This is a genomic window from Kitasatospora sp. NPDC041988, from assembly GCF_055588525.1.
On sequence record NZ_JBVJCO010000005.1, the window covers coordinates 169,388 to 185,617 of the forward strand.

Below are 16,230 nucleotides of genomic sequence, written 5' to 3' on the forward strand. Positions count from 1 at the left end.
CGGAGCGGCGGCCACGGCGGGGAGGCGACGGGACGTGACGGGCGGCGCCTGAGCCGGTGATGCAGGTCAGATCGCGGCGCCGGTGGAGCGACGGCCCTTGCGCAGTGCGATCGCGCCGGCTCCGAGGCCGCCCAGCAGCAGGACGGCGCCGGCGCCGAGGCCGCCGCCGGACAGCGCCAGGCCGCCGCCGCCGGTGTGCACGCCACCGTGCGGGGTCTTCTCGTCGGCCTTGTACTCGTCAGCCTTGTGCTCCTTGCCCGAGGAGGAGGAGTCCTTGTCCTGCTTCTCCTCCCAGGTCTTCTGGCTGTCGGGGCTGGCGGACTTGTCCTGCTTCTCCTGCCAGGTGAGGTTCTTGTCGGAGCCGTCGGCGAAGGCGGCGGGGGCGCCGACGGTCAGGGCGGCGGCGGCGACGACGGCCCCGGCAAGCAGCGTGCGTGCAGAACGCATGATGGTGATCCTTCCGGCGCGACCCGCGACCGCCGACACGTCGTCGGGCAAGGGGACTCGCGGGGTGGTGCGCCTGATCCACCGTCAACCACCCCGGCGGCCGCTGCCACCGGAGCAGGGGGGCGACGGCGGCGGTTGTGCGCCCCTTCGAGTGGACTCCTTGGCGTGTTCACCCGAGTGCCCCGGCGATCCGGGTGAATCCGGTATGAGCCCGGGCCCGCCGCCCCGACGGGCGAAGGGCGGCGTGGATCCGGGTGCGCGCGGGCAGGCTTGGCGCATGGTCGAGATCTCGAAGGACGTCCGGGCGCGGATCGAGGCGGGGCACATCTGGTACGTCGCCACGGTCAGCGTCGACGGGTCGCCGCACGTCAGCCCGATGTGGGTGGGGACGGAAGGCGGCCTGGTGCTGTTCAACACCTCGGTCGGGCGGGTCAAGGAACGCAACCTGCGGCGCGACCCCCGGGTCTGCCTGTCGCACGCGGACGCGGCCGACCCGTACGACCGGGTGCAGATCCGCGGGCGGGTGGTCCGGTTCGTCGAGGGGGAGGAGGCGGACCGGAACATGGACCGGCTGGCCGGGGTCTACCTCGGGGCGGAGCGCTACGAGTGGCGGATCCCCGGCGAGCGGCGGGTGCTGGTGCTGATCGAGCCGACCCGGATCAGTCGGGTGACCGGCGTCGAGACCCTCCCGCCGGGTGCGCCGGGGGCCCGTGGGTAGCCCTGCTCCCCGACAACCACCCCCGGGGAACCGGCTGCGACCTGCCGCGTCTATCTTGATGGTCCACTGACACGAGAGGGAGCGGGCGATGAGCACGGTCGGTCGGAAGGTTGCCGCGGTGGCGGCGACGGGGGTTCTGCTGGGCGTGCTGGCGGCCTGTGGCTCCGGGGGGTCGAAGACCTCCCACGACGAGGCGAAGGGCAGCGCGAGCCCGGCGGCCGGCGCGACCACGGGAGCGGCCACGACCGCGCCCGCGAGCCCCGGGGCGAGCCCGGCCGGCGCCGGGGACCCGGCGGCGTCCGGCGGAGCGACGTCCGCCGCCTCCGGCGCGGCGTCCGGTGCGTCCGGCTCGCCCGCGCCGGGTACGCCGGGTACGCCGACCCAGGGCGGCGGAGCGGGTGCCGCCGGCGGCGGGGCCGCGCAGCCCGCCGGCGCGGACTCCGACACGCTGCTGCTCGACGACAAGCTCCTGCTCCAGCTGATGCCGGACCAGAAGGCGATGACCGGCTGGGAGGAGGAGAAGCGCCGGGTGGACACCGCCGACCACGCCACCACCTGCACCGGCGCCGGCTCGTGCAGCGGCAAGCCGCTCAGCGGGTCGGCCCGCTTCTCCTCCGGCGAGGTGACCGCGCGGTTCGGGATCGACACCCTCCCGAGCAAGGCGGCAGCCAAGGACAAGCTCGCGGAGGCGTACGCGGCGTACGGCGACGCCGGCAAGTACCACACGGTCGAGCTGGCCGCGCTGGGGAGCGAGAGCCGCACCTTCCAGGGTCAGTTGGCCGGCCGGGACGGCGTCGCCATCGTGCTGCGCTCCGGCACGGTGGTCGCGACGGTCACCACCGAGGGCGGCCCGGTCGACCCCGCGGCGACCAGGCGGCTCGCCGCGCTGCTGGTCCAGCGCATCGAGCAGGCCCAGGCGGGCCGGACCCCGGACGCCGTCCTCGGCACGGCCTGACGCACGAGGCCTGCGACACGGCCCGACGCACGCCCCGCCGCACGGTCCGGGCCGGTGTGCGCCCCGCCCCCACACGCCGGTGCCCCGCAGGCCTGCCTGCGGGGCACCGTGCGGTCCGGGGCGCGGCTCAGTTGAGGCCGCCACGCTCCCAGCGGTAGAACTCGCGCGCCATGGCGTCCTTGGGCTCCCGCCAGGTGGCCGGGTCGTACGCCTGGACGTAGGCGGTGAGGGCGTCGCTGACCGCCCGGAACTCCGGGTGGCCGGCGACCTGCGCGACGGCCGGGCCCGGCGGGCGGTCTGCCTCGATCAGGTGCAGGTAGACGTCGCCGAACTGGAACAGGCTGCGGCCGGTGACGCCGATCAGGTGCGGCAGTTCGCCACGGTCGGACTCGGCGAACACGTCGGCGATGCCCGGGGCGGCGTCCGGCTTCATCCGGGCGACGATCAGTGCGCGGTGCATCCGGCTCACACCTCCCCGGCCTGCTTCTCGACCTTCTCGCGGATCAGCTGCATCTGGATGCGCGAGTTGCGGTTGATGTGGTTGACCATGCCGTCGTCGTCGACCGGGGCGGTGGGCTTCATCGCGAAGTCCTGGACCCAGCGCATCCTCGTGCCGGCCGGGACCTCCGCGTACTCCCAGCGGATGTCCATGAACTCGAACGGCCCGGGCTCGACCCGGCGGGCGCTCACCGCGAGCGAGGCCCGGTCGGTGGTGCGCTCGGAAACCCAGCTCCAGATCTGGCCGTTCTCGTCGGGGTGCATGGTGAGCCGGAAGCGCACGCTGTCGCCGTCCCGCTCCAGCACCTCGACGGAGGCGTACTCGCTGAACAGCTGCGGCCAGTTCTCCAGGTCGTTGGTGATCTCCCAGACCAGGTCGAGCGGAGCGGCGATGACGATCTCGTTGTCCGTGTGTCCAGGCATCTCAGGCACCGGCCTTCGCGGTGAACGCGGCGTTCACCAGTTCGAGGAACTCGGTCGGGGTCTTGGCCGACTCCGCACCGTTGGTGACCTTGACGCCGTGGCGGTTCTCCAGTTCGCCGACCACGCCGAGCAGGCCGAGGGAGTCCACGCCGAACTCGTCGAAGCTGACGCCGGGCCGTTCCAGTTCGAGCGGGTCGATCGCGACACCGGCCCGGGCCTGGATCAGCGTGGCCAGTTCGGGGTGGCTGAGGGTGATGCTCACGGGAAGTCCCTTCTAGGTGAGCCAAACAGGGGTTGTCGGTCAGGTCCGGTCGTCGCGCCGGAGCAGCAGCGCGGCGTTGGACCCCATCAGCCCGCGGCTGAGCACCAGCGCGGTGCGCAGCTCGGCCGGGCGGGCGCGGCCGGTCACCAGGGCGAGGTCGTGGCAGACCTCGGTGACGTTGGGGGTGGGCGGCACCACGCCGTCCTCCATGGCGAGCACGGCCGCTGCCGTGTCGAGCAGCGGCGCCCCGCAGTAGGCCCGCCCGGTGCCGGCCTTGGGTGCGGTCACCGGGACGCGTTCGGCGTACGGGCCGAGGGCGTCGGCCAGGGCCAGCGCCTCGGCGCGGTCGGCGGCCGGGACGCCGAGGGCGTCGGCGAAGACCACGTCGACCTCCTCGGGGGCCATCCGGGCCTGGTCGAGCGCGATCCGGATCGCCGCGGCCAGCCCCTCCCGGGACTCCTCCCAACGGGAGGCGCCGGTGAAGGTGGCGCCGTGCCCGGCGAGGTGGGCCCGGACGGTGGCGCCGCGCCGGCGGGCCGTCCGCTCGTCCTCCAGCAGCAGCATCGCGCCGCCCTCGGCGGGGGCGAAGCCGTTGGCAGCCGAGGAGAACGGCAGGTAGGCCCGGTGGGGTTCCTCGACGAGGCTGAGCTCGGCGTATCCGAGCTGGCAGACCATCGAGTACGGCGCCAGCGGTGCCTCGGCGGCGCCGGCCACCACCGCGTCGGTGCCGCGCTCGATGGCGCGGGCCGCGTGTGCGAGGGCGTCCAGGCCGCCGGCCTCGTCGCTGGCGACCACACCGCACGGGCCCTTGTAGCCGCCGCGGATCGAGACCTGGCCGGTGCTGGCCGCGTAGAACCAGGCGATGGACTGGTAGGGGCCGACGAACTGTGGCCCCTGGCCCCATAGTTGCTGCAGCTCGCGCTGGCCGAACTCGCCGCCGCCGGAGCCGGCCGCGGTCACCACGCCCACCGCGTACGGATGTTCGGGGTCGGGGGTGAAGCCGGCGTCCGCCACCGCCAGGTCGGCGGCGGCCATCGCGTAGTGCGTGAAGCGGTCGGTCTGTACCAGGTAGCGGCTGTCGATCACGGACTGCGGGTCGAAGTCCCGTACCTGGCCCGCGATGCGCAGCGGGAGGTCGGCGCAGCCCTCGCGGGATATCCGGTCGAGGACGCTCACGCCCTGCCTGGTGGCCTTCCAGAAGGCGTCGGCACCGACGCCGTTCGGCGCCACCACGCCGAGGCCGGTGATCACCGCCCGGCGGCCTTGTTGACGTGACGTCATGGATCTCACCCCGTTCTGTTGAGCACGACGGCGGACTGGAATCCGCCGAATCCGCTGCCGACCGACAGGATGTGACGGAGCGGCAGCTCGCGCGCGGTGCGCGGCACGTAGTCGAGGTCGCACTCCGGGTCCGGAGTCTCGTAGTTGGCGGTCGGCGGTACCACGCCGTGGGCCAGTGCGAGGGTGCACGCGACCACCTCGATCGCACCGATCGCGCCGAGCGAGTGCCCGACCATCGACTTGATCGAGCTCATCGGCGTCTCGTACGCGTGCCCGCCGAGCGAGCGCTTGACGGCCGCCGTTTCGTGCCGGTCGTTCTGCTTGGTGCCCGAGCCGTGCGCGTTGACGTAGTCGACGTCGGTGCGGTTCACCCGGGCGTGGTCGAGCGCCTCGTCGATCGCCCGGGACATCTCCAGCCCCTCCTGGGTGAGGCCGGTCATGTGGTAGGCGTTGCCGAAGGTGGCGAAGCCGCCGATCTCGCCGTAGATCCGGGCGCCGCGCCGGCGGGCGTGTTCCAGCTCCTCCAGCACCAGCACCGCGCCGCCCTCGCCGAGCACGAAGCCGTCCCGGTGGGCGTCGAAGGGACGGGAGGCGTGTTCCGGGTCGTCGTTGCGTTCGCTGGTGGCCTTGATGGCGTCGAAGCAGGCGACGGTGATCGGCGAGATCGGCGAGTCGGAGGCGCCGGCGATGCAGATGTCGGCGCGCCCCTCCTCGACCGCCTGGAAGGCGTACCCGATCGCGTCCAGCCCGGAGGTGCAGCCGGTGGAGACGGTCTGCACCGGGCCGTGCGCGCCGGTGCGCTCGGCGACCGCGGAGGCCAGCGTGGACGGCGCGAAGGCCCGGTGCAGCTGGGGTTCGGCCTGGCGGTGGTCGACGTCCCAGCGGGCGCCGCCGGCGCTGACCAGGGCGTAGTCGTGCTCCAGCCGGGTGGTGCCGCCGACGGCGGTGCCGAGCGAGACGCCGATCCGCCACGGGTCCTCCGCGGCGAGGTCCAGGCCCGCGTCGGCGACCGCCTCGTCCGCCGCCACCATCGCGAACTGCACGTACCGGTCGGCCCGTCGGACGTCCTCGGGGCTCAGCCCGTGCGCCGCCGGGTCGAAGTCGCACTCGGCGGCGATCCGGGAGCGGAACCCGGTGGGGTCGAAGAGCGTGATGCCCCGGGTCGCCGTCCGGCCGGAGGTGAGCAGCCGCCAGAAGGCACGGACGCCCACGCCGCCGGGGGCGACCACACCGATCCCGGTGACGGCGACGCGCCGTGTCACGAAGCCACCTTGGCGTGTTCCGGCGGGCCGGAGGTGACGGCTCCCTCGGTCTCCTCGGTGTCGACGTGGCCCAGCTCCGGACGCGGGGCGAGCGGGCCGAGGTGGAAGACCATCCGGGCCTCGGTGTCGCCGACGTTGCGGAACCGGTGGCGCATGTCGATGGGGATCATCAGGCCCTGGTTGGGCTTGAGCGCCCGGGTGACCCCGTCGAGGTCCACCTCCAGGTCGCCGCTCACCACGAAGACGAACTCCTCGGAGTACGGGTGGTAGTGCTCGCCGATCCGCTCGCCGGGCTGCACGATGGCCAGACCCATGAAGCCGCTGGTCGCGCCGCAGGTGGTGGGGGTGAGCATGGCGCGCAGGTCGCCGCCGCGCCGGCGGTTCTCCGGTGCCTCGTCGACGTGCACGATCCGTGGGTACTGCGTGGACATGGTTTCTTCCTCCGAGTGTCGGGTCCGGGCTTGGTCCGGCGGTGCTTCAGGTCCGGCGGTGCTTCTTCCGGGGGGTCGGCGTAGTGCCGACGCCCGGTCAGTCCTCCTGCGAGATGCGGTCGGTGACCGGGTTCATCGCGCGGGCCGCGAGGAAGGCGGTGAGCCCGGCGACGGTCCGCAGGTCGCCGTCGGCACCGAGGTCGAGCAGCCGGCCGAGGACGGTGGCCTCGCGTTCGCCGGCGACGCCGAGGGCGGCCGCCGGGTCGGCCTCGGCGGGGACCCTCAGGTCCACCAGGCGGACCACGACGTCCTCCCGGTGGAAGACGAAAGCCGCCGCGACCGGGCCGGTCGGGTCCGCGGTGGCCAGGTTGTCGTGCTCGGCCAGCAGCGCGGCGACGGCTTGTCCGTTGCCGGGCTTCACCGGGTAGAGCACGGCGTGCCGGTGCAGCCGCCCGGAGACGGGGGAGCCCGCGATCGCCTGGTGCTCGGCGGGCAGCGCCGCCTTGGCGAAGAAGGCGCGCGCGGCCTGCGGGTCGCCCAGCTGGCGGGCCTCCTCCAGGTACGGGTTGATCGCCTCCTCGACGGCCCGCACCTCGGGCTGCATGGCGACGTGGCGCAGCGCGTCACCGAGGTTGCCGATCACCTCGACGGCCCGGACCACCCGGTTGCCGTGCATGAACAGCGAGGTGCGGCGCAGCCGGGTGGCCTCGTCGACCTCGGCCTTGGGGGAGGTGTAGCCGGAGAGGATCCGGGCCACCTCCTGCTCGCTGCCGGGCTTGACGGTGAAGGTCAGCGCGTGCCGGGTCACCCCGTCCGGGCCGGGTGCGGCCTGCGGCGGGCCGACGTGCCCGGCCGGCGTGGTGCGCGGCAGGCCGGGCGGCACCTCCGCCGGGGCGCGGGTGCCGGTGACGCCGGCCGCGGAGGTCTCCCGGAGGATGGAGTAGCGCAGCGAGCGGAAGGTGTCGCTGACGCAGCCGTGCATCGGCTTGACCATCTCGCGGTGCGCCGGGCTGTCCACCCACTCCAGGAAGGTCTCCTGGTCCTCCCACTCGCTGGTGATCAGCCACTGCCGGGGGTCGTTGATCGACTGGCAGAGCTGGTCGCTGACATGCCCGGGGACGGACGCCACCTGGTGGCGCAGCTTCTCGTACACGTCGAGGAAGCGCTGCTGGGCGCCGTCCTTGATCTCCAGCATCAGCATCACGCGCAGCCGCGTGTCGGTCTCGGCCTGCTGTTGCGCCTGCGGTTCGGACAGAGTCGTCATGATCCACTTTCTGCTTCTGGGGCGCCCGCGTCCGGCCGCGCGGGGCGGCGTCCGGCCGGAGGGGCCCGGCGGGGGAGGGCGGTGCGGCGGCGGTCGGCCCGGGCGTCGGCGTCAGGCCTGAGGTCGATCGTGCGCGGAGCCCACGGGGTGGCGCGAGATTTGCGGGCCATCCGAGCGAAGGGGAGGCAGAACGACCCCGGGGCGGGGGATGGAGAGACGGGGCCGCCGTGTGTGCGCGCCCCGCCGAGGGCGGCGCCGAGCCCCGCAGCCGGACCGCGAACTCCCGTACAGGCTGGAGTAATTGATGAATCCGAAGGTTGACGACCGGGTGCCGGTCCTGATCGTCGGCGGCTCGCTTGTCGGGCTGTCGGCCTCGCTCTTCCTGGGCCGACTGGGTGTCAGACACCTGCTCGTCGAGAAGCACGCCGACACCTCGCATCACCCGCGTGGCCGAGGCAACAACGTCCGCACGATGGAGCTGTACCGGGTGGCCGGGATCGAGCCGGCGATCCGCGAGGCGGCCTCGGTGCTCGCCGCGAACCACGGCATCCTCCAGACCCCCTCGCTGACCGGCGAGGAGCAGGAGTGGCTGTTCCGGGAGATCGACCCGGGGGGCCGGCTGGCCCGGTTCAGCCCGAGTGCGTGGTGCCTGTGCAGCCAGAACGACCTGGAGCCGGTGCTGCTGCGGTCCGCCCGCGAGCTCGGCGGCGACCTGCGGTTCAGCACCGAGCTGCTCTCCTTCGAGCAGGACGCCGACGGGGTGACGGCGCTGCTGCGCAGCCGGGAGACCGGTGAGGAGCGCACCGTCCGGGCGCAGTACCTGGTCGCGGCGGACGGCCCGCGCAGCCCGGCCCGCGAGCGGCTGGGCATCGGCCAGACCGGCAAGGGCGAGCTGTTCCACAACGTCAGCATCACCTTCCGGGCCAAGCGGCTGGCCGAGGCGGTGGGCGACCGGCACTTCATCGCCTGCTACCTGACCAACCCGGAGGCCGACGGCGCGTTGCTGCCGGTGGACAACCACGAGGAGTGGGTGTTCCACGCGCCCTGGCACCCCGAGCACGGCGAGCCGCTGGAGGCGTTCACCGACGAGCGGTGCGTCCGGCACATCCGGACGGCGGTCGGCGTGCCCCACCTGGAGGTGGAGGTCACCGGGAAGGCGCCCTGGCACGCGGCCGAGCGGGTGGCCGAGCGGTACTCCGGCGGGCGGGTCTTCCTCGCGGGCGACGCCGCGCACGAGATGTCGCCGACCGGTGCGTTCGGCTCCAACACGGGCATCCAGGACGCGCACAACCTGGCCTGGAAACTGGCTGCGGTGCTCGGCGGCTGGGCCGGGCCCGGGCTGCTGGAGACGTACGGGCAGGAGCGCCGTCCGGTCGCCGAGGTGACCAGCGAGCGTGCCTCGGCCCGCTCGGCCGAGCACAGCCACCCCGGGTACGCGGTGGTGCCGGGCGTCGGCCGGCAGGCCGGGGTGCTGGCGGTGGCACTCGGCTACCGCTACCCGGCGGGCGCGGTGGCCGGGGCGGATCCGGCGGGTGCGGTGGTGCCGGAGAAGTTCGAGTCGGCCGGTGAGCCCGGCAGCCGGGCGCCGCACCAGTGGCTGCTGCGGGCGGGCGTGAAGCTCTCCATCCTCGACCTCTACGAGCAGGCGATGGTGCTGCTCACCGGCCCCGAAGGCGCGGCCTGGCACGAGGGCGCCCAGCGGGCGGCCGACCGGCTGGCCGTCCCGCTGGACGCCTACCGGATCGGCACGGGCGCCGAGGACGACCTGGCGCCCGAGCCCGGCGCGGACTTCGCCGAGCTGCACGGGATCCGGCCGGACGGCGCGGTGCTCGTCCGCCCGGACGGCTTCGTCGCCTGGCGCGCGGAGGGCGCGGTGGCGGATCCGGAGGCGGCGGTGACGGCGGCGCTGCGCGCGGTGCTGAAGCTGTAGCCGCCAAGGAAACGGGACGGGCCCGCCGGGGTGAACCAGCGGGCCCGTCCTGTGGTTTGACGGAGGGTCAGTGACCGCCCGCGTCGACCACCTCGATGTCCTCGACGTTCCGCTCGATCACGTCGGCCGGCAGCGCGACCCGGATCGCCCAGAAGTAGATGCCGAGGGCGAAGACCGAGACCACGACCATGTCCCACCACATCGGAATGTGGCCCTGGCCGCCGAAGGTGCCCTGCCAGGAGATCACGCCGAGACCCACCAGGTACACCGGCAGCCACTGGGCCGACCGCCAGTCCAGGCGCGGCGCGTTCGGCAGGCCCTTGCGGATCGCGTAGAGGGCGTAGCCGCCGAGCAGCAGGTAGCCGATCAGGATGGCGAAGCCCAGGCGGTACAGGGTCTCCCAGCCGGACCAGTAGATGATCAGGCTGGCGACCACGAAGGACAGCGGGGCGATGACGGCACCGCCGGGCAGCCGGTAGGACCGCTCCCGGTTCGGCAGGCGGCGGCGCAGCGCGCCGAAGGCGAGCGGGGCGCCGGCGTACATCAGCACGCTCGCGGAGGTGATGAAGCCGACCAGCTCGTGCCAGCTGGGGAACGGCAGGAAGCAGATCACGCCGGTGACGAAGGACATGATCAGGCCGAAGTACGGCACGCCGTTCCGGTCCACCTTCTCGAAGGCCTGCGGCGCGTAGCCGTTCTTGCTCAGGCCGTAGGAGATGCGCGAGGTGGAGGTGGTGTAGATCAGGCCGGCGCCGCCGGGGGAGATGATGGCGTCCACGTAGAGGACGTAGGCCAGCCAGCCGAGGCCGACGGTCATGGCGAGGCCGGCGAACGGGCGGCTGATGCCCTCGAAGTCCAGGCCGGCCCAGCCTCCGGCGAGGCTGGCCGCGGGGATCGCGGCGATGAAGACCACCTGCAGCAGCACGTAGATCAGGGTGCCGATGCTGACCGAGCCGATGACGGCGCGCGGGATGTCGCGCTTGGGGTTGCGGCTCTCACCGGAGATCTGCAGGGCCTGCTCGAAGCCGAGCAGGGCGAAGATGATGCCGCTGGTGCTGATCGCGGTCAGGACACCCTTGATCCCGAACGGCGCGAAGCCGTGGTCGGTGAAGTTGCCGGGGTGGAAGTTGGTGATGGCCAGGACGAAGATCGTGGCCAGCGGCACGGCGATCTTGAACCAGGTGGTGATGCTGTTGGTGCGGGCCAGCACCTTGACGCCGAGGAAGTTGACCGCGACGAAGAGGGCCATGAGGAAGACGGCGACGATGAGACCGCTGGTGGTCAGCGTCTCGTCGGGCCGCTGCAGGCCCTCGGCGAAGGACCAGTGCGTGGCGTAGTTGATCATGGCGAAGACCTCGATCGGCGCCACGGTCGCCGCCTGGAGCCACGAGAACCAGCCGAAGGACATCCCCGCCAGGCCACCGAAGGCGTAGTGCGGGTAGCGGGCGGTGCCACCCGCGACGGGGAAGAGTCCGCCGAGCTCGGCGTGGACGAACGCCAGCAGTGCGATCGCGATGGCGCCGATGCCCCAGGAGATGAGGGCGGCGGGGCCGGCGACCATGGAGGCGTTCTTCGCGCTGAACAGCCAGCCGGAGCCGATGATCGAGCCGACCGAGGCCCACATGAGGCCGATCAGTCCGACTTCGCGGCGCAGCGAGCGGTGAGTGGGGGCGCCGGTGTCGGTGCCCGTGCTCGGCGGGGAGAGCTGGTTGAGGGATGCCATGCGAAATCTCTCTGTGGTGTGGGGGCCCCGGCGATCGGAGCGCGGAGAGTTGCCACACAGTAGGCGTATTCATAGGCCTCTGCACAGATTTCATTACTGAATGTTTACCTACTTGGCCGGACATCCTCGCAGGTAGGGGGCATTCAGTTCATACATGTGTTACAGAACTGATGAGTAGGTTCAGCACTTGAGCGGGAATTGAGCTTCGCCTCAAGATCTGGCAACCTGGACGGCAAATGGGGTTATAGAAATGGCGCCCGCCGCATAGTGATGCCTGGTCCGGCCGGCGGGGCGGCCTGCCCTCCGGGTCGTTCGTCCGCTACGGTATGCGCCACCACCGCGGCACAGCGTCGTGTCCGCGCGCTCTGGACCCCCGCTAAAGGTGCGCGCAGATGAAACTCACCCCCCATGAGCAGGAGCGCCTGCTCATCCACGTGGCCGCCGACGTGGCCCGCTCCAGGCGGGGCCGCGGCCTGCGGCTCAACCACCCTGAGGCGGTCGCACTGATCACCTCGCACGTCCTCGAAGGCGCCCGGGACGGCCGGACCGTCGCCGAGCTGATGGACTCCGGCCGCAAGGTGCTCACCCGGGACGACGTCATGGAGGGCATCCCCGAGATGATCCCGGACGTCCAGGTCGAGGCGACCTTCCCCGATGGCACCAAGCTCGTCACCGTCCACGGACCCATCCAGTGAGCGCCGCCGAGAGCCTGACGCCAGGTCAGATCCTCTACGGAGAAGGCGAGATCGGTCTCAACCTCGGGCTGGACGTGACCCGGCTGACCGTCCTCAACGGCGCCGACCGGCCCGTCCAGGTCGGCTCGCACTACCACTTCGCCGAGAGCAACCCCGGCCTCGAATTCGACCGCGCGGCCGCCCGCGGCCTGCGACTCAACATCCCCGCCGGCACCGCCGTCCGCTTCGAACCGGGCATCCCGGTCGAGATCCAACTGGTCCCGATCACCGGCCGACGTGAGGTCGCCGGCCTGCGCGGCGAGACGGCGGGGGCACTCGATGACTGAGCGCCTCACGGCCGGCCGCCCCGCCCTCCGGCTCACCCGCGAGCGCTACGCCGACCTGTACGGGCCGACCGCCGGCGACCGGATCCGGCTCGGCGACACCAACCTCCTGATCGAGGTCGAGGAGGACCGCAGCCGCGGCGGCGACGAAGCCGTCTTCGGTGGCGGCAAGGTGATCCGCGAGTCCATGGGCCAGGCCCGCACCAGCCGTGCCGAAGGGGCCCCGGACACCGTCATCACCGGCGCCGTGGTGCTCGACCACTGGGGCGTCGTCAAGGCCGACATCGGCATCCGGGACGGCCGGATCACAGCCCTCGGCAAGGCCGGCAACCCCGAGACCATGGACGGCGTCCACCCCCGGCTGGTGATCGGCCCGGAGACCGAGGTGATCGCCGGCAACGGGCGGATCGTCACCGCCGGCGCCGTCGACACCCACGTCCACTTCATCTGCCCGCAGCTGGTGGACGAGGCGCTGGCCTCCGGCGTCACCACCCTGGTCGGCGGCGGCACCGGGCCCGCCGAGGGCACCAAGGCCACCACCATCACCCCGGGCGCCTGGCACCTCGGCCGGCTCTTCGCGGCGATGGACGGACTGCCGGTCAACATCGGCCTCCTCGGCAAGGGCAACACCGTCAACGAGACGTCGATGCACGACCAGCTGCGGGCCGGCGCGCTCGGCTTCAAGATCCACGAGGACTGGGGCGCCACCCCGGCCGTGATCGACTCCTGCCTGCGGGTCTGCGACGAGACCGGCGCCCAGCTCGCCCTCCACACCGACACCCTGAACGAGGCCGGGTTCGTCGGCGACACCCTCGCCGCGATCGCCGGCCGCGGCATCCACGCCTACCACACGGAGGGCGCCGGCGGCGGCCACGCGCCCGACATCATCACCGTGGTGAGCGAGGCCAATGTGCTGCCCAGCTCCACCAACCCGACCAGGCCGCACACCGTCAACACCGTCGCCGAGCACCTCGACATGCTGATGGTCTGCCACCATCTCAGCCCGCACGTGCCCGAGGACCTCGCCTTCGCCGAGTCCCGGATCCGGCCGTCCACCATCGCCGCCGAGGACGTCCTGCACGACCTCGGCGCCATCTCCATCATCAGCTCCGACTCCCAGGCCATGGGCCGGATCGGCGAGGTCGTGCTGCGCACCTGGCAGACCGCCCACGTGATGAAGGCCCGGCGCGGCGCGCTGCCCGGGGACGGCCGCGCCGACAACCACCGGGCCCGCCGCTACGTCGCGAAGTACACCATCAACCCCGCCGTCGCCCAGGGCCTGGACGGTGAGATCGGCTCGGTCGAACCCGGCAAGCTCGCCGACCTGGTGCTCTGGTCACCGGCCTTCTTCGGGGTCAAGCCCGACCTGGTGGTCAAGGGCGGCCAGATCGCCTGGGCGCAGGTGGGCGACGCCAACGCGTCCATCCCCACACCCCAACCGGTGCTGCCCCGGCCGATGTTCGGCGCCACCGGGCGCTCGGCGGCGGCCAACTCGCTCAACTTCACCGCGCAGGCGGCGATCGACGACGGCCTGCCCGCCCGGCTGGCCGAACAGCTCGGCGTGGCCAAGGAGTTCACCGCGATCCGGAACACCCGCGGGGTCACCAAGGAACAGATGGTCAACAACAGCGCCCGCCCCGACGTCCGGGTCGACCCCGACACCTTCACCGTCACCGTCGACGGCGAGGTCATCACTCCCGAACCGGCCACCGAACTGCCGCTCGCCCAGCGGTACTTCCTCTTCTGATGTCCCTCGCTGCCCTGCTGCTGCTCGCCGACGGGCGGTTCCCCGCCGGCGGGCACGCGCACTCCGGCGGCGCCGAGGCGGCGGTCAAGGCCGGGCGGGTGTCCGACAGCGCGACCATGGCGGCCTTCCTCACCGGGCGGCTGCACACCACCGGCCTGGTCGCCGCCGCCCTGGCCGCCGCGGCCGCCGCCGGACAGGACACCGTCGTCCTGGACGCGGCCGCCGAGGCCCGCACGCCCTCGCCGGCCCTGCGCGCCACCAGCCGCCGGCTCGGCCGCCAGCTGCTCCGGGCCGCCCGCGCGGCCTGGCCGCACGACCGACTCGACCGGCTCGCCGCCGAGTTCCCGCGTGGCGCGCACCAGCCGGTGGTGCTCGGCACCGCCGCACTGGCCGCCGGACTCACCCCCGCCCAGGCCGCGTCCGCCGCCGCCTACGAGAGCGTCAACGGGCCGGCCACGGCATGCGTGCGGCTGCTCGGCCTCGACCCGTACGAGGTCGCCGCCGCGCTCGCCCGCCTCGCGCCGCAGCTCGACGCAGTCGCCGGCACGGCCCTCGCCGCGGCGCTGCGCGGCGACCCGGACGCGCTGCCCGCCGCCTCCGCCCCGCTGCTCGACGTCTACGCCGAAGAGCACCACTCCTGGAAGGTCCGTCTCTTTGCATCGTGACCACGTCGACCCCGTCGACGCACCCGTCCGCCACACGTACGCCGCCACCCCCGCCGACGGTCGCCGCCGCGCCCTGCGGATCGGCCTCGGCGGGCCGGTCGGCTCCGGGAAGACCGCCACCGTCGCCGCCCTCTGCCGCCTGCTGCGCGAGGAACTGTCGCTGGCCGTCGTCACCAACGACATCTACACCACCGAGGACGCCGAGTTCCTGATCCGCAACGCCGTCCTGCCGCCCGAGCGGATCACCGCCGTCGAGACCGGCTGCTGCCCGCACACCGCCATCCGCGACGACATCTCCGCCAACCTGGAGGCCGTCGAGGACCTGGAGGACGCTGTCGGCCCGCTCGACCTCGTCCTCGTCGAGTCCGGCGGCGACAACCTCACCGCCACCTTCAGCCGCGGGCTGGTCGACCACCAGATCTTCGTCATCGACGTCTCCGGCGGCGACAAGATCCCGCGCAAGGGCGGCCCCGGTGTCTCCACCTCCGACCTGCTGGTGATCAACAAGACCGACCTGGCTCCGCTGGTCGGCGCCGACCTCGGCGTGATGGCCCGCGACGCCGCCGCCCAGCGCGGCGCGCTGCCCACCGTCTTCTGCTCGCTCACCTCCGCCGAGGGCGTGGCCCCGGTCGCCGCCTGGGTTCGGGAGAAGCTCGCCGCCTGGCACGAGACCGGCCGGCACGAGACCGCCCCGCACGAGACCGTCCCGCACGAGGCCCGGTGACGGCCGCACTCCTCGCACGGGCCCGCATCCTCGCCGAGCCGGACGGGCGGGGCACCACCGCCCTGCCCGTCCTCTCCGGCGCCGGCCCCCTCGCACCCCGCCGCACCCGGGACGACGACGGCGCCGCCCACGTGGTGCTCGTCGGCTCGATGGCCGCACCGCTCGGCGGCGACCGGCTCGCCCTCGCCGTCGAACTCACCGACGGCGCCGCGCTCACCGTCACCAGCGCGGCCGCCACCATCAGCCTGCCCGGGCCAGGGCCCGCGTTCTACGACATCGAGCTGACGGTGGGGGAGGGCGCCCGGCTCGACTGGCGACCCGAGCCCGTCGTCGCCGCGAGCGGCAGCCACCTCGTCCTGCACACCCGGATCACCCTCGCCGCCGGCGCCCGGCTGCGCTACCGCGAGGAGCAGATCCTCGGCCGCCACCACGACTGGGCCCGCGGCGCCGCCCCCGGCCGGCTCACCTCCCGGCTCACCGTCCGCCGCGCCGGCCGCCTCCTGCTCGACCAGCAGACCGACCTCGGCCACGGCGCCCCCGGCTGGGACGGCCCCGCCGTGCTCGGCGGCCACCGCGCCACCGGACAGCGGCTCACCGTCGGCCACCCGCCGCCGACGCCGCCCGGGCCGCCCACCGGCGGCGACGCCGCCCTGCTCACCCTGCCCGACCCGGACGCCGCGCTGCTCACCGCCGCCGCCCCGGACGGGCTCGCACTGCGCAGGCTGCTCGGCTAGTGCTGTGACCGGGAGGGTTCGCCGAGTTCGTGGCCGCGGTGGCCGGATGGGTGGTCGCTTCCATTCCGGAGGGGCGGCGTCAGCGTTGCTGGCGCAGTCGGCGGCCGCGGCGGCGTGGGCGCCCGCATCTTTCGTCGCCCAGCCCCCT

The 16,230-nt window shown here is 73.3% G+C and carries 18 protein-coding genes; 9 read left to right on the plus strand and 9 right to left on the minus strand.

The window, feature by feature from the left end:
- Positions 1-66 precede the first annotated feature (66 nt).
- The gene (locus ACZ6NC_RS07920; RefSeq protein WP_465730095.1) at positions 67-447 is read right to left on the minus strand and encodes a hypothetical protein; all 381 of its coding nucleotides are present in this window, start codon (positions 445-447) and stop codon (positions 67-69) included.
- A 277-nt stretch (positions 448-724) separates the two neighbouring features.
- Between ACZ6NC_RS07920 and ACZ6NC_RS07925 the strand changes: the two genes are divergently transcribed.
- Positions 725-1,165, plus strand: a complete 441-nt coding sequence (locus ACZ6NC_RS07925; protein ID WP_465730097.1) for a PPOX class F420-dependent oxidoreductase — start codon at positions 725-727, stop codon at positions 1,163-1,165.
- Positions 1,166-1,253: 88 nt separating this feature from the next.
- Positions 1,254-2,120 (plus strand): hypothetical protein, encoded by an 867-nt coding sequence (locus tag ACZ6NC_RS07930; protein ID WP_465730099.1) that lies wholly within the window; start codon positions 1,254-1,256, stop codon positions 2,118-2,120.
- A gap of 127 nt (positions 2,121-2,247) precedes the next feature.
- Here ACZ6NC_RS07930 and ACZ6NC_RS07935 read toward each other — a convergent pair whose 3' ends face one another.
- The 7 genes from ACZ6NC_RS07935 to ACZ6NC_RS07965 form a co-directional block, all read right to left on the minus strand.
- Entirely contained in the window at positions 2,248-2,580 is a 333-nt protein-coding gene (locus ACZ6NC_RS07935) for a TcmI family type II polyketide cyclase (protein ID WP_396322459.1), read from the minus strand.
- 5 nt (positions 2,581-2,585) lie between these two features.
- The gene (locus tag ACZ6NC_RS07940; protein WP_465730101.1) at positions 2,586-3,041 is read right to left on the minus strand and encodes an SRPBCC family protein; all 456 of its coding nucleotides are present in this window, start codon (positions 3,039-3,041) and stop codon (positions 2,586-2,588) included.
- 1 nt (position 3,042) lies between these two features.
- Complete coding sequence (locus tag ACZ6NC_RS07945) at positions 3,043-3,303, minus strand: acyl carrier protein (RefSeq protein ID WP_465730103.1); 261 nt, start codon at positions 3,301-3,303, stop codon at positions 3,043-3,045.
- A gap of 39 nt (positions 3,304-3,342) precedes the next feature.
- The gene (locus ACZ6NC_RS07950; RefSeq protein WP_465730105.1) at positions 3,343-4,584 is read right to left on the minus strand and encodes a beta-ketoacyl synthase N-terminal-like domain-containing protein; all 1,242 of its coding nucleotides are present in this window, start codon (positions 4,582-4,584) and stop codon (positions 3,343-3,345) included.
- Between the two features lie 5 nt (positions 4,585-4,589).
- The gene (locus ACZ6NC_RS07955; RefSeq protein ID WP_465730107.1) at positions 4,590-5,846 is read right to left on the minus strand and encodes a beta-ketoacyl-[acyl-carrier-protein] synthase family protein; all 1,257 of its coding nucleotides are present in this window, start codon (positions 5,844-5,846) and stop codon (positions 4,590-4,592) included.
- The gene (locus tag ACZ6NC_RS07960; protein WP_396322454.1) at positions 5,843-6,277 is read right to left on the minus strand and encodes a cupin domain-containing protein; all 435 of its coding nucleotides are present in this window, start codon (positions 6,275-6,277) and stop codon (positions 5,843-5,845) included. Before ACZ6NC_RS07960 ends, ACZ6NC_RS07955 begins: the two co-directional genes overlap by 4 nt.
- Positions 6,278-6,374: 97 nt before the next feature.
- Positions 6,375-7,541, minus strand: a complete 1,167-nt coding sequence (locus tag ACZ6NC_RS07965; RefSeq protein WP_465730109.1) for a SchA/CurD-like domain-containing protein — start codon at positions 7,539-7,541, stop codon at positions 6,375-6,377.
- A 304-nt stretch (positions 7,542-7,845) separates the two neighbouring features.
- Between ACZ6NC_RS07965 and ACZ6NC_RS07970 the strand changes: the two genes are divergently transcribed.
- The gene (locus ACZ6NC_RS07970; RefSeq protein ID WP_465730111.1) at positions 7,846-9,471 is read left to right on the plus strand and encodes an FAD-dependent oxidoreductase; all 1,626 of its coding nucleotides are present in this window, start codon (positions 7,846-7,848) and stop codon (positions 9,469-9,471) included.
- A 67-nt stretch (positions 9,472-9,538) separates the two neighbouring features.
- Here ACZ6NC_RS07970 and ACZ6NC_RS07975 read toward each other — a convergent pair whose 3' ends face one another.
- Positions 9,539-11,194: an APC family permease gene (locus ACZ6NC_RS07975; RefSeq protein WP_465730113.1), complete on the minus strand. Its 1,656-nt coding sequence runs from the start codon at positions 11,192-11,194 to the stop codon at positions 9,539-9,541.
- Positions 11,195-11,586: 392 nt separating this feature from the next.
- On the opposite strand from ACZ6NC_RS07975, the gene ACZ6NC_RS07980 reads away from it, so the two are divergent.
- From ACZ6NC_RS07980 to ACZ6NC_RS08005, 6 genes are read left to right on the plus strand one after another with little or no spacing between them, the layout of a single operon-like run.
- Entirely contained in the window at positions 11,587-11,889 is a 303-nt protein-coding gene (locus ACZ6NC_RS07980) for an urease subunit gamma (RefSeq protein WP_465549942.1), read from the plus strand.
- Between the two features lie 14 nt (positions 11,890-11,903).
- Entirely contained in the window at positions 11,904-12,215 is a 312-nt protein-coding gene (locus tag ACZ6NC_RS07985) for an urease subunit beta (protein WP_465730232.1), read from the plus strand.
- Positions 12,208-13,959, plus strand: a complete 1,752-nt coding sequence (locus tag ACZ6NC_RS07990) for an urease subunit alpha (protein ID WP_465730115.1) — start codon at positions 12,208-12,210, stop codon at positions 13,957-13,959. Before ACZ6NC_RS07985 ends, ACZ6NC_RS07990 begins: the two co-directional genes overlap by 8 nt.
- Entirely contained in the window at positions 13,959-14,624 is a 666-nt protein-coding gene (locus ACZ6NC_RS07995) for an urease accessory protein UreF (protein ID WP_465730117.1), read from the plus strand. Before ACZ6NC_RS07990 ends, ACZ6NC_RS07995 begins: the two co-directional genes overlap by 1 nt.
- Entirely contained in the window at positions 14,614-15,348 is a 735-nt protein-coding gene (gene ureG / locus ACZ6NC_RS08000; protein ID WP_465730119.1) for an urease accessory protein UreG, read from the plus strand. Before ACZ6NC_RS07995 ends, ureG begins: the two co-directional genes overlap by 11 nt.
- On the plus strand, positions 15,345-16,082 hold the full coding sequence (locus ACZ6NC_RS08005) for an urease accessory protein UreD (protein WP_465730121.1): 738 nt from the start codon (positions 15,345-15,347) through the stop codon (positions 16,080-16,082). The genes ureG and ACZ6NC_RS08005 overlap by 4 nt, the downstream gene beginning before the upstream one ends.
- The last annotated feature ends 148 nt before the right edge of the window (positions 16,083-16,230 follow it).